The following is a 13,605-nucleotide window of genomic DNA, read 5'->3' on the forward strand; positions in this document are numbered from 1 at the left end:
TCTTAACTTCAATCGAAATTATTTTAATTTTTGAGGGGAGCAGTGATTATAGTGGCCTTTACCGAAATCAGTCAATTAAGTGTCAATCTGGCCCGCATCAGTGGGGTCAGCATGCGGGTGTGCGATGCGCAGTTAATGACAGTCTCGCTGAGCGGAGATGATGCGCCATTACCGGTTTTTCGGACATTGCCGACCCAGCCGACACAGGTCGAAAGGGCGATTACGACGCAGGGCGACTTCTTGGCCGTGGGCATTTTTGAGGCGGCCGCCCTCACCGGTTATCTGATTGCCGGTCCTTGTGAATCGGAAAGTCGTAGCCTGGCCCAGGTCCTGGTTGCCAGTCTAGCCGGTGCGCAGTGGACGGCCACGGTTCACGACGATCATATCAAGGTCCCGCCATTGACGGTGGATTTGGCAGCGACGGATAGCGATGATGATGCGGCAATCGCTGAACGCTATGCGAATCAGAATTGGCTGATGCGACTGATCACGCAGGGGGACGCCGAACAACTCCCAACGGCGATTACGGCGGCCGTGTCGGTACGTGATATTGAAATATTTTTCTCCCGGGTGCCCAATCGGCGTCTTCGCTCGGCTAAAAACATTCTGTATGTCTTTAATACGATGTGCCGGCTGGCCGCCGAACGTGGCAATGTCAGTCCGGTCACGCTGGATCGCGTGTCGAGTCATTACGCTATAGTCATCGAACAGTTGCCGTCATTGAAGAATTACCAACAGTTGACCACGGAGATGGCGACCCAATATTGTGAAATCGTGGCCGCCCGGCGGGACAACCACTACAGCAGCAAGGTCAATCAGGCGCTACAGTTCATTTATCGCCACTATCAAGAAGACCTGAGCTTGGCCAATGTGGCCGCTGCGGCCGGAGCGGCGCCGACCTATTTGTCACGGCGTTTCAAAGAGGAGACCAGTGAGACCATCTTTGAATTCATCAATCGTTATCGTGTGCAGATGGCGCAGCAGTACCTCCGCCATCGGCCGGAATCCGTGACCGACGTGGCCTTTCATGTCGGCTTTAACAACGTGACCTACTTTAACCGGATGTTCAAACGCTATACCGGGATGACACCACTGGCCTATCTGCGGGGGAGTGCACCGGCGATTCGGGGATGATAAATATACTATTAACCAGTTTTGCATCATGACCATTGCCACATTAAAACGATAGTTCTAGGTCGTCCGCCACCTACGTGTTATGCTGAGACAGCATAACCAGCAGAGAGTGAGAATATTTACTGAAAACAAGTCACTTTCTACCACGATTACCGATGTAAGATTCACTACAGGTTTTAACTTTTGATATTGTCATCCACATAATTACAATTACAACACGCCCTGTTACAATGGCCGGTAGATTAAGGTTTCCTTGCGTTTCTTAGAAGTTGCTAATTAGTTCATGTAAACGCTTTACAATACATGACAAAGCAAGCATAATGAAGGCGTAAAGGGCTCAAAGAATCTACGGAGGTGTTTTTGATGATTAAGACAAAAGCAGTAATGATCGGTGCCGGTTTATCTAATATGGCCGCAGCGGTTTACCTGATTCAAGAAGGCCATTGGCGTGGTGAGAATATTACTTTTTATGGCGCTGATATGCATGGGGCTAACGATGGTGGCGAAACGACCGATTTCAGTGATGAATATTGGAACAAGGAACACCCGTTAGACAACCATACGGGGTACGTTGCTCGTGGTGGTCGGATGTTGAATTACCGGACGTACGTTGATTTAATGGACTTACTGGACCGGATTCCATCGGCGACCGAAGAGGGCATGACCGCGGCCGAAGATACCCGCGACTTTGACGCACACCACAGAACGTACGATATCGCACGTTTGATGGAAGGCGGCAAGGGCATTATCGATGGTGGCAAGCTGGGTCTGAACAACAAGGACCGCGTGCTGTTATCGAAATTAGTTTTGATGCCGGACGAAGAAGAAACGAAGCTGGATAACATGACCATTGCTGAATTCTTCAAGGATGATCCACACATGTTCCAGACGAACTTCTGGTTCATGTGGGAAACCACGTTCGCATTCCGGATTCAGAGCTCCGTTCAAGAACTCCGGCGTTACATGCACCAAATGATCTACGAATTTACGCAAATTGAACATTTGGTTGGGGTCAACCGGACCCGTTACAACCAATTTGAAAGTATGATGCTTCCTCTGATCAATTACTTAAAGGATGAGGGTGTCACCTTCATTTCCAACCGGATCGTCACTGACTGGGAATTCGCCGACAGTGCGATGCAAGATGAGATCACGGTCACTGGCTTGCACGTGAAGAACGTGGAAGACGACTCCGAAGAACTGGTTACGATTGACGACGATACCGCAGTCATCTTCACCAACGGGTCGATCACCGACTCCGCAACGATGGGGGACTACAACACGCCGGCTCGTGAAAACATGGAATACGGAATCAGTGCCGCACTGTGGAAGAAGGCCACGAACCGCTTCTACAACTTGGGGACCCCAGATAAATTCTTCGACGACCGGAAGAACTCCGAGTGGGTCAGCTTCACGTTGACCACGAAGAACCACCTGTTGTTGAACGAAATTACCCGGATCACCACGCAAGTTCCTGGGAACGCACTGAACTCCTTCCTGTCGACGACGCCGATCACACCACTCGGTCAAAAGGACGTTAACATGTCGATCGTGGTTCACCATCAACCGCACTTTACGACCCAGAAGCCAAACGAATCCGTTATCTGGGGCTACTTCCTGTACCCACGGCGTCAAGGTGAATTTGTCCACAAGCAATACATCAAGATGACCGGTAAGGAAATGGCTCAGGAATTGATTGGGCAATTGTCCAAGGTTGATCCTGGTCCCAACAACATCAAGAATCATGAAGCCGAAATTCTGGATAGCATCATCAACAACATTCCAGTCTACATGCCATACGCCTCAGCTTTGTTCAACAACCGGGCTAAGAGCGACCGGCCTGAAGTCATTCCGGCACATTCCACGAACTTAGCCTTCACTGGTGAATTTGTCGAACAACCTTACCAGATGATCTTCACGGAACAGAGTGCTACCCGTTCCGGTGAAATTGCGGCCTTCCACTTCGCTGGTGTGCCAATGGATAACTTGGTTGATACACCACGCTATGACAAGGATCCGAAGACCTTGTTGAAGGCAACTAAGCGGATGTTTAGCTAAGATTTTAAAATGAATTAGTTGAGAAAAGCGAGCTGTGGGCTCGCTTTTCTTTTGGTCTAAAAATTGTCGTCTACGGCTGCCAGAGATTCTGCCGCTGTGGGGACCGCCTGCAGCCAAAGGGTGGGCTTCCGGCTAAGCTAGTTTTTGACCAAATAAATAAGAGCTACTAATCTGCCCAAATGGCAAGACTAGTAGCTCCTTAATTCAATCCAGTCTATTTAATTAAGAACAATTGCCGCTTGGAAAAATTCTCTAGTTCGAAAACCTTTTGCGCTGCAATCTCACCGATCTTGCGTGGCTTCAGATCGAACGAATAAATATTCTTACGATCGGGAAAGCCGTGCAACAGATTGTTGAAGGTTACGATTGAGAGCGGCTGCTCCTCGTGCAGAAAGGCTTGATAGGCGAATTCGCCTATCTCATCTTGTGAGGCAACAATACCATCTACACCGGCAAGGCTCTTTTGGATGTCAGTCAATGCCTGACGAGGCTCCTTGAGGTCTACTGAGAGTGCAGTCACTTTTCGAGGACTGGTCAGCACCGATTTAAGTCCGGCCAAACGTTCTTCCTCAAACTTAAGATTACGTTGGGTTTCTAAGAACAACACATGTTTAGCTGCTGACATTGTCAATAGCTTTTCACCAGCTAGTTCACCAAAAAGTTGATTGTCATTATCGATGAAGACTCGGTTTGTTTGCGGGTCGTTCCCGATAATGACATAGTCTAGGTGATGTTGATCGAGGTAATCGCGGATGGCATCATCCTGTTCGAAATAAAGAAAAATGTATTTGGTAATGTGGGCCTGATGTGCCATGGTGCCAACAATCTCCATAATCTGATCCGTGGAGTCGGCAAGGGCTACCGTAGAGACAAAGCCACGACGGTTCAATTCGGACCCGATCCCTGAAATAATTTCCAGATAGAATGGGTTGGTTTGGTACCGTTCTTTGGATGGAAAAATAATTCCCACGGAACGTGATCCGCCGGTGGCTAAGGTCTTGGCATTGAAGTTGGTTTTGTAATCTAAGTCATGAGCGACCTGCATAATTCGTGTTTTAGTTTCTTGCAGAATGTGGGGGTCATCATTCAATGCACGTGATACGGTAGAAGTTGATACACCGGCTTTTGCGGCGATATCTTTGATAGTTGCAGTCATGGCAACGGCGTCCCTTCAAACGTTATTTACCAAAATAGTCTGAGTTGACAAAGAAGACGGTTGCCGCTCCGATTGCCATTCCAATCCCAGCAACAATAATCATTGCGGTGAATGAGGACCCCACGAGTGGGAATAAGGCAAAACTCAACAATGACGCGGCAATTTGGGGAACACAGATACTCCCGTTAAAGAGTCCCAGATAAGCTCCCATGTTGCTACCATCAATTGAGTTAGAAACTAACGTGAATGGGAACGTATGCATTGAAGCCCAGGCTATTCCAATTAAGATAAATGATAACACAAGGGCGTACTTATTATGAATAGTTGCGATTAAAATTAAACCAATTGCACCGGCAACCAGGCTAGTGGAGTAGACCCGCTTGCTGGATTTATTGGTAACTCGCGTCAGAACTAAGGACCAAATAACTGCGGAAATGGCTTGAACGGCGGACATGATACCATACCAGTTACCGGCAGCTTGAAATCCACTGGAAGCGGCGTTGCTGGTGTGCCAAATGTTTTGGGCAAGTGCACCGTTGGCATAGGTCCACAGATATTGGAAACCGAACCAAGAGAAGAATTGAATGACGCAGACGACCCAGAAAATCTTAGGTGCTTCTTTTAGAAGCGTGAAGAAACTCTTGTGTTCCTTGAGGTCTTCCTTGGTAATGTGGTGGTAGGCATTGTACTCTTCGGGAGCATATTCACGAACACGAAGAATGGTGACTAGTGAGGAGAGAATCAGAACGGTTGCGCCAATATAGAAGGCAATCTTAACGGAGGCTGGAACCTCTCCTTTAGGTGCAACGTTGGCGATACCTAACGCAGTTAAGATAAATGGAATGACACTGGCCAAGATTGAACCAGAGTTAGAGAAGAACCCTTGGATGGAGTAAGCTAAACCCCGTTGGTCTTCTTCGACCATGTCGGCAATCATCATTTTGTAGGGTTGCATGGAGACGTTGTTGGAAAGATCCAAGAAGGTAATGGCTAATGCTCCAAACCAGAGAGCTTGAATGAAGGTGAAGCCAAAGCTGCCTGCATTGGGGAGTAATAATAGCACGGTAAACGCAACGAGAATTCCGGCGATTAAATAAGGAATCCGCCGGCCAAGGTGTGGAACCCAGGTTCTGTCAGAGAATTTCCCGATCAGTGGTTGGATGATTAATCCAGCTAGAGGGGGTACCAGGAAGAAGAAACCTAGATTGTTGGGGTTCGCACCCAGTGTTTGGAAGATACGGCTCATGTTGGAACTTTGCAAGGAGAAGGCCATTTGAACCCCTAAGAAGCCAAAGTTGATCAGCCAAATTTTGCTGACGGGAAGTTTAGGAAGACTACTTTTTTCCATTTTGTTCACTCCTATTTCTCAAATTTTAACAGGATAGCGCCCCAGGCGGCTAGTTCTAATTGATCCTGTTGCTGGATGTTACAGCCATTATTACCTAAGACAGCTTGGTAGGTATGATTGGCTAAGTCTTGTGGAAGTTGATAAGTCTCAACTTTATTTGATAGGTTGGCAACGACTACCCAAGTTGCGTGGGTATCAAAACGCCGGTAAGCAATGACGTTCTTAGCTGTGGTGGAATCGAGTGTATACTGGCCATCTTGTAGTGTTTCATCTGTTTTCTTCAAGTGAATTAATTGACGATAAAAATTGAGAACCGACTGCGAATCTAATTCTTCTTCAGCGACGTTAATTGTTTTGGAAGAATCGGCGACCTTGATCCAGGAAGTATTCTGAGAGAAACCAGCTAGTGGTTTGGCCGACCATTGCATTGGCGTTCTGGCATTGTCCCTGCCTTTGAAGGCAACTTCATGCAGTGCCATTTGCGTATTGTATCCGGCTTGGATTCTTTCTCGGTAGTGCCGTAGGCTGTCGATGTCGGTAACATCGTTGATGCTCTCAATGTGGTCGTTGATCATTCCCAGCTCTTGTCCTTGATAGATAAAGGGAGTGCCTTTCATCATAAAGTACATGAGACCTACAGCCTTGGCCGAGCGGTTGCGGTAAGCTTTTTCCTCGCTACCAAAGTAGGAAACGGCACGGGGTAAATCATGATTCTCAATGAATAGGCCTAGATTGCCTTGGCCAGCCGCAGCGTTTTGCCAGGCAGTTAGTTTTTCTTTAACGGTGGGGATGGATTTCGTGGCGAAGTCAAACTTATGTTCATCACCAAAGTTAACGTGGTCGAACTGGAAGAGAAGGTCCATATAGCCCGTATCGGGGTCGACCCACTTAATGGCTGATTCTGGTGGGACGGCGCCGACCTCACCGACAGTCATGACGCCATAGTCATCGTAAATGTTCTTAAGCTCGCGCAGGAAAACCTCAATACCGGGGATATTTCGTGAGGCTTGATCGGGGTTATCGACATCTTCAAAGGTTTGGAGCTTTTTGAGGTGGGTGATGGCATCTAGACGGAAGCCATCAATCCCCTTTTTAATCCAAAACTTGATGATATCATGCATCTCGTGGCGTAATTGTGGGTTTTCCCAGTTCAAATCAGGTTGCTGTTTGGCATACAGGTGATAGTAGTACTCATCAGTAGCTTCGTTGTATTGCCAGGCTGAGCCGCCGAAGAGTGAGGTCCAGTTGTTGGGGGTGCCACCATCTTTCCCTTTTTTCCAAATATAATAGTCATGATACTTACTGTTAATGTCACGTTTAGCATCTAAGAACCATTGGTTTTGATCGGAAGAATGGTTAAGAACCATGTCCATGACGATTTTGATATTGTGATTATGTAATTCTCGAATGAGGATATCCAAGTCAGCCATCGAGCCGTACTGCGGATCAACATCGCGGTAGTCGGCTATGTCATAGCCATTGTCGATTCCGGGAGATTTGTAGATAGGACAGAGCCAGACAAAGTCAATGTTCAGGGAATCTAAGTAGTCAATTTTTTCTTTAATACCGGCTAAGTCACCAATGCCATCACCATTCGAATCGAAGAAACTTTTGGGATAGATTTGATAGCCGACACCGTGTTGCCACCAGTTAGCTTTTGTCACGATAAACACCTCTTAATTATTATGGGAACGTTTCCGTGGGAACGTTCCCATAATAATCCATAAAAATTAAAATTGCAATCAAAAACAAGAAAACGGTTACATGAGTTTTGCTAAAAAAGCTTTTGTAATGCTGCTATGGTAGTATTTGTGAACGAAAAAAGGTGCTACCAATTTTTCTTGGTGGCACCGCATATTAATTATAGACTTTACAGCTTACAGGAGGTAACTAACTCGCCATCCCATTCACATTCACCCGATGTTCCTTAGTTCCTTGCCAGAAGGGTACCTTTACGACACCCATGATTTTATCGGCGTCGACGTATCCCCAGGCCCGGCCGTCTTCGGAGATGCTTCGGTGGTCACCCAACACGAAGTAGTGGCCCTTAGGCACCGCGTTGCCCTTGTAGGCCCAGTTGTGTTCCTTGGCCAGGCTGCTTAACGTCCAGTTACCAGTTCCAGTCGTTCGCTCAGACTTGCTGATGAAGGACTGGTTGATTTTCCGATTGTTTACGTAGATGTAGCCGTTCTTGCTGGCGACCTTGTCACCCGGCATCCCGATGACCCGTTTGACGTAGTTCGTGTTCTTGGCGGCATTGGGATCTTCCCCGTAGGCATCAAAAACGATGACGCTCAGGCGTTTGACGCTGAGTGGCTTGACCACAATCATTCGTTCCGTATCGGCCAGGTTGGGTTCCATGGAACCGCCGGAGACCTTGACCACTTCGACACCATAGGTCCGCACGAGCAGGACCAACGCTACGGCGACCACGATGGGCACGACCCAGCTTAAGATATTACGCAATATTTTCATTTAACAGACGGCTCCCTAAGTAAGTTTGATGTTTCCAGTTTACCATGAGTCACCCCATCTGTTGCCCGTTTAGTCAAAAGTTAAATAATTCCCTAGAAATTTCGTTCAAATGGTAGCGCTTTCTATGAAACTATGCAACAATTAAGAGGCATTAATAGACACACGCTAAGGAGGAAATATCATGGCAGAGCTAGAAGAATTATTGCAAGTTGCTACCGACATGTTAGACCGTTCTTACGCTCCATATTCGAAATTCCACGTAGGGGCTGCAGCGGTTGGTGCCAGCGGCAAGGTTTACGGTGGTTGCAATATTGAAAATGCGGCGTACGGTGCAACGAATTGTGCCGAACGGACGGCCATCTTCTCAGGGATTGCAGCCGGAGAGAAGCGGTTCACCGCGCTATTGGTTACTGGCAATACCGAGGGTGCCATTGCGCCATGTGGCTCGTGCCGGCAGGTGATCAGTGAGTTCTTTGACCAGGATGCGGTCATCTACTTGACTAACCAGAAGGGTGCGTTAGCCGAAACGACGGTAGCGGGACTCTTACCAGGGGCCTTTCTAGAGTTGAAGTAGTAAAACGTTTTGTTACATACGGGCTGGGATGAAAATCCCGGTCCTTTTTGTGTTGCAGGGATTATTGGGGAAAGATAATTCCCATAAGCCCACATGTCGTGTTCCTGAGGATGGCCGCCGTGCAAAAATAGCGCCACAGTACTATTTCAGATAAATTACTTTGACACACATAGTAGTGTGTGATACATTAGACCTAATCAAGAAAAGACGAAGGGAAGTGGCAACATGGCTGAGGTGATCTCCAAAGATTTAATCCGGGGCCATACGGATACCATTGTTTTGAATATTCTACAGCAGGGTGATAGCTACGGGTATCAGGTAGCTAAGCGGGTGCGGGAGCTCAGTCAGGGCCATTACGAGTTGAACGAGGCCACACTCTATACGGTGTTCCGCCGATTAGAGAAGAATGGCGCGTTGACCGATTACTGGGGCGATGAGACGCAGGGCTCACGACGAAAATACTACCACGTCACGGCGACCGGCCAAGAGATGCTGGCAGAGAAGAAGACCGCCTGGCAGTTTGCCAAGCCGATTATTGATGAATTGATTACGGGTCAGATTACCGAGGAGGACTAAGCATGGACGATATTACAATGGAGATTCGCACGCGGTTGGACCAACTTTTTAGCCAATACCAGCCATCTCGCGCATTAACGGAATTAAAAGAGGAACTGGTCGGTGACCTGACCGAAGCCGTGACCGATAAAATCAATCAAGGCGTGACGGCAACCAAGGCCATTGACGAGGCCATGAGCCAACTTGGGGATATCGACACGCTGCTCAAGGAAGTCGCAGCTGAGAATACCGCGCAAGCGGATAATCAGACGGATGATTTTCAGCAAGCTGATGCGACGTCGGGCGATGCAGACGCGCAGGCCAACGCAGATACAGGTGAGCCTAGTCACTCCCGGGTGCAGATTGGCAAGCTCCACATCACTGACGATCAGGTCACCTGGGGTGATCACGTGGTTGTTGATGGCGGGGACAAGGTTGATTTGGGCAAATTGGTCCAGGTCGACGGCGATCACGTTTCAGTGGGTAACGGCTTTATCGACGTGGATGGCGACGATGTTAAAATCAATGGTGAACGGCCACAACGGGCTTACGTGGGGTCACTCAGGCTCGTCAACACGCAATCCTTCGCGGTAACCGATGTGACGGATGTTGTCATTGACTATCCCGATGCTGCGGTCAAGATTGGTCAGGCCAGCGCTTCCGAAATCGTGGTCAATGAATACATGAGCCGAGACAGCGAACGTTTCTACCTGCGTAGTAAGCAGTACGGCTCCCAGTTGGAATTGCGTCAGGGCGACCGGCCCCGGCTATGGCCACTGCACGTGCGGACAGAGATCTTTATTCCCAGTGTGCTGAAGGGGAACGTCCGGGTTCACGCTGGCAATGGGAGCCTGGAGGTCAGTGATCTGCGGTCGAACGCCGACTTCGATATTCGCGCGACCAATGGTTCTGTGCGGGCATTTAACAACCAAACCATGAATTTTGAGGTGCAGTCAACCAACGGCTCGGTCCGCCTCAACCAGCTGACAGCACTCAACTACCGCGTGGTCAGCACGAATGGGTCGGTCACGGTGGACGATGCTCAGGGGACTGGGAAGATTGAGTCGACGAACGGCGCAATTCGTTTAGCAAACCATACGGGGGATGCTGTGTTGAACTCTCGCAATGGGGCGATTAAGGTTAACGGCTTCACTGGACAGTTAGCCAGTAAGAGTCGTAATGGGGCCATTCGCGTTCAGAATCTAGCCGGCGGTGGGCGACTGAGTTCCGGTAACGGACGGGTCAGCGTGCAGGTCAGCGACCTAACCAGCAATCTGGAAATTGCCGGCAATGCTAGTGCCGAGGTTGAAGTTGCTAATGAGGCTTATAGCTTTGACGTGCGCAACGATGACGGTACGGTGCGGGTTCCCCGCGTGGCGCAACTGACGTTGGACGACAGTCACCATAAGATTGGTGCAGTTGGTGAGACGCCGGTGGCCACGGTTAAAATTGATACGGTCCATGGCAGTGTTCGCGTGGAATAGCGTATCATTTTGCCAATTGTACCCGACGATGACGGTGCTAACGGACCAGACTGTGACGATTGTCCGCAACTAGAATAACGAAAATAATCCCCCTATACCATCGGCGACTGCTAATGGTATAGGGGGACTTTATATTTTAGGGTGATATTTTTGTGATGCGTCGCTTGAACCCTATCAACGAATCAAACTATGCAAAATTAAAAATGTGGCCAGTCAGATTAAAGTGGTGCACAATTAAATGGCGATTGCGCGGTATAATCAAGGGGGTTATGCGGTAAATTTTGCCGTAATTTGGGTTCTTAAAAATCGCAGAAAAGTTGGTTAAAAGCGGAAAAGACAGCGTTTTCCACAAATTGTAAATAAAATCCCAACAATTTGTTGAAAAAAGGTTTATTTTTTGACCAAGAGAGGCGATACTAGAGGGAGTTACTGTGCGGTAGAATCATAGAGATACCACCAAGATTGAAATTGGTGCAGTTTGACCTGACTGATCTGAGTTAGGGGAATCTCACGGGAATGGCCAGCAGCCAATCCCAAGTAGACGGTCGCCGGTGAAATGAAGTCGACGGTTCCCGTATAGGTAATGTCATGAACATTGATTGTAGTAATTTGATTTCTTTGGTAAGCAGTTTGGAGTAGTTGCTTAATTTGTTGGTGCGCCTGGCTGAGCATGGTCATCACGTCCTTGATTAAATGATTAGTTCTATTATAGAACGTGTGTTCGTTTTTGGGAACCTCTAAAAATAATTTTATTGGATAAGATGGTTTGATAGTGAAATATAAGTAGGGTTATCCACTTTTTTCATATTGACCGGTGACGCGGTCGTGATTTTCGACTAAAATTAACACCCGTGGGCTGTACGCAAATTAGGACGTTAATAGGCAGCGCCCGGCGCTGAAACTAGAAGGAGTAATGGATTTATAATGACAGAGACGACGAATGACAACGTAACGGAAGCAGAATTGAAGAAAGAGTTTGACGATCTATACATGCACATCTTCAAGTATATCGGGGATTTCGTTTCAATTCCGACGCAAAAGTACAATCTGACCTTTGAAGCCTTCATGGTGATGGAAAACGTTGCCCGGAGTAAGAATGGACAAACGTTGGTTGAACTTGCCAAATTAGAGGGCGTTTCCAAGAGCGCTATCGCTCGCCAGGTCAACGTATTACTTAAGGAAAACTACGTCATGCAAAAAGTAGATCCTAACGACCGTCGGGTAAAATACATCACGTTAACGGCGGCTGGGAGCCGGGTTCAACGGAACTTGGCCCAAGCCACTGACGAACGGTTCCACCGCTGGTTAGGCTTCTTCGGTAAGGACGAAGCTGAACACTTCATCAAGGTCTTACACCAAGCAAACGACCGCGCTGTCGCTGCAGGTTTCGTAGGCTTTGACAGCTTACATGATAAGCGTCGCAACTCAAATCGCGGCCGGACACACGGCGGCCGGACGAGTGACTAATTTTAATGCAAACGAATAGGCAGTACGATTTCAGGCTAGGTGGCCTGGGTCGTGCTGTCTTTTTTAGTAAAAGAGAGTGAAGCAAGCCGTTTAGATTCTGAGCATTAGGGAAATAAGGAGCTTCTGTTCGGCTATGCCGGACAGGAGTTCCTTATTTTGCTAAGCGGAAGAATCTGGCTTGCGTAACTCGTTTCGGAGGCTGCAAGTTTCCCAAGTGTTCTGGCGAGAGAAAGTTTGGAGCTCTAAGCCAGAGTACCCGTTAACGGCTATGCCGGACAGGAGTCACTTAGCTTTCTAAGCGCAGGAGTCTGGTTTGTGGAACACGTTTCGGAGGCCGCATATTTCCGAACATCTTGGTGAGAGTCAATTTGACGAACTAGGACAGAGTAACCATGAACAATCTATACCAGGCTGATATTTGAGTTATGGAACGCGTTTCGCAGGCCACAAATTTTCAATCAAAGGCAGATAGTTTAGTATGGATGAGTCATCAATCCAATTGGGTCAGCATTGCCCAAGTATACGTTTCAAAATTTTAAGTGTCCCATTCAGTTAGTAAGTCATCCTTACAATCGAGTCCATCCACCACTAGCAACGTTTTCCGCTAAGTGATGGGTGGACTTTTAAATTGATTTCAAAAATAATGAGACAAATTTCCCGATTTTTACATTAGTAATAAGTATATGGGGAAATCAGTGTTGCTGATTTCTGGAGCTAACCAGAGGATTGTCAGTAAAATAAGCTCAGTAAGTCTGGCGTTTCAATAGTTGCTAGTTATGCTTCTCAGCCACCAGCCGCCGGTAGACCTCCGCGCCGACAAGGTCGTTGGTGACCATCCACGCAATATGGCCGAGGGCTTCCGAGACGTGTTCTTCCGTTGGTTGGTCCTTGGCGGCGGGAACGGTACCCATCGCTGGCATCAGGCCGACGTGAAAGGCAATCCAAATGGTCAGACCAAACCAGGTGCCGGCATCCTTCTTGATGAGCGGTAACTTTTCACCGACGATTTGGTAGAGCACGGCGAAGGTTGTCGAGAATCCGAAGTGAATCACGTAGCTGACCCACGGCAACTTGTGGCCGGAGTACGTGTAGGTGGTGTGGGTCACTTTGGCCGGTATGCCGAATTGTTCCAACAACGTCTGTGGGGGATTCGTCGCGTCGCGTTCCTCAGTCCGAGGTGGCAGGACGTTTTCCCAGCCAAGCTTGACCAGACCGGACACAATGCCAGCAGCGCCGCCGGCAATCACAGCGGCGGGTAAATCGAGTGGATGTTTCTTAAATAAGGACATTAAAATTCCTCCTTGGTAGTTATAATCACAAGTTTGAGTATAAGCGTTTTGCGCCAGAGTTTGGG

The 13,605-nt window shown here is 48.1% G+C and carries 12 protein-coding genes; 6 read left to right on the top strand and 6 right to left on the bottom strand.

All coding sequences use genetic code 11. The annotated features are described in order from the left end of the window. Positions 1-51: 51 nt before the first annotated feature. Positions 52-1,134 (top strand): helix-turn-helix transcriptional regulator, encoded by a 1,083-nt coding sequence (locus EKM73_RS07040; RefSeq protein WP_125701259.1) that lies wholly within the window; start codon positions 52-54, stop codon positions 1,132-1,134. Positions 1,135-1,497: 363 nt separating this feature from the next. Then, positions 1,498-3,192, top strand: a complete 1,695-nt coding sequence (locus EKM73_RS07045; protein WP_125701260.1) for an oleate hydratase — start codon at positions 1,498-1,500, stop codon at positions 3,190-3,192. Positions 3,193-3,406: 214 nt separating this feature from the next. Here EKM73_RS07045 and EKM73_RS07050 read toward each other — a convergent pair whose 3' ends face one another. The 4 genes from EKM73_RS07050 to lepB all read right to left on the bottom strand — a co-directional run bounded on the left by EKM73_RS07050 (position 3,407) and on the right by lepB (position 8,171). Beyond that, on the bottom strand, positions 3,407-4,348 hold the full coding sequence (locus EKM73_RS07050) for a LacI family DNA-binding transcriptional regulator (RefSeq protein ID WP_125701261.1): 942 nt from the start codon (positions 4,346-4,348) through the stop codon (positions 3,407-3,409). Positions 4,349-4,370: 22 nt separating this feature from the next. Next, complete coding sequence (locus EKM73_RS07055) at positions 4,371-5,696, bottom strand: SLC45 family MFS transporter (RefSeq protein WP_125701262.1); 1,326 nt, start codon at positions 5,694-5,696, stop codon at positions 4,371-4,373. A gap of 11 nt (positions 5,697-5,707) precedes the next feature. Continuing rightward, on the bottom strand, positions 5,708-7,360 hold the full coding sequence (locus EKM73_RS07060) for a glycoside hydrolase family 13 protein (RefSeq protein WP_125701263.1): 1,653 nt from the start codon (positions 7,358-7,360) through the stop codon (positions 5,708-5,710). 226 nt (positions 7,361-7,586) lie between these two features. Continuing rightward, positions 7,587-8,171 carry a signal peptidase I gene (gene lepB, locus EKM73_RS07065; RefSeq protein ID WP_125701264.1) on the bottom strand — a complete coding sequence of 195 codons (585 nt, stop codon included), beginning with the start codon at positions 8,169-8,171 and terminating at the stop codon, positions 7,587-7,589. Between the two features lie 181 nt (positions 8,172-8,352). Here lepB and EKM73_RS07070 point away from each other — a divergent pair, with 181 nt between their 5' ends. From EKM73_RS07070 to EKM73_RS07080, 3 genes are all read left to right on the top strand, one after another. After that, positions 8,353-8,745 carry a cytidine deaminase gene (locus tag EKM73_RS07070; RefSeq protein WP_125701265.1) on the top strand — a complete coding sequence of 131 codons (393 nt, stop codon included), beginning with the start codon at positions 8,353-8,355 and terminating at the stop codon, positions 8,743-8,745. A 225-nt stretch (positions 8,746-8,970) separates the two neighbouring features. Next, a complete protein-coding gene (locus EKM73_RS07075; protein ID WP_125701266.1) occupies positions 8,971-9,321 on the top strand; it encodes a PadR family transcriptional regulator in 351 nt (116 codons plus the stop codon). A gap of 2 nt (positions 9,322-9,323) precedes the next feature. Further along, complete coding sequence (locus EKM73_RS07080) at positions 9,324-10,784, top strand: DUF4097 family beta strand repeat-containing protein (RefSeq protein ID WP_125701267.1); 1,461 nt, start codon at positions 9,324-9,326, stop codon at positions 10,782-10,784. Between the two features lie 426 nt (positions 10,785-11,210). Here EKM73_RS07080 and EKM73_RS07085 read toward each other — a convergent pair whose 3' ends face one another. Beyond that, positions 11,211-11,462, bottom strand: a complete 252-nt coding sequence (locus EKM73_RS07085) for a hypothetical protein (protein ID WP_225421334.1) — start codon at positions 11,460-11,462, stop codon at positions 11,211-11,213. Between the two features lie 246 nt (positions 11,463-11,708). Here EKM73_RS07085 and EKM73_RS07090 point away from each other — a divergent pair, with 246 nt between their 5' ends. Then, positions 11,709-12,251, top strand: coding sequence for a MarR family winged helix-turn-helix transcriptional regulator (locus EKM73_RS07090; RefSeq protein WP_020090473.1), 543 nt, complete (start codon positions 11,709-11,711; stop codon positions 12,249-12,251). 770 nt (positions 12,252-13,021) lie between these two features. Here EKM73_RS07090 and EKM73_RS07095 read toward each other — a convergent pair. Next, entirely contained in the window at positions 13,022-13,540 is a 519-nt protein-coding gene (locus EKM73_RS07095) for a DUF1440 domain-containing protein (protein ID WP_125701268.1), read from the bottom strand. Between the last annotated feature and the right edge of the window lie 65 nt (positions 13,541-13,605).

It is taken from the genome of Levilactobacillus fuyuanensis (genome assembly GCF_003946395.1).
Lineage (GTDB): Bacteria > Bacillota > Bacilli > Lactobacillales > Lactobacillaceae > Levilactobacillus > Levilactobacillus fuyuanensis.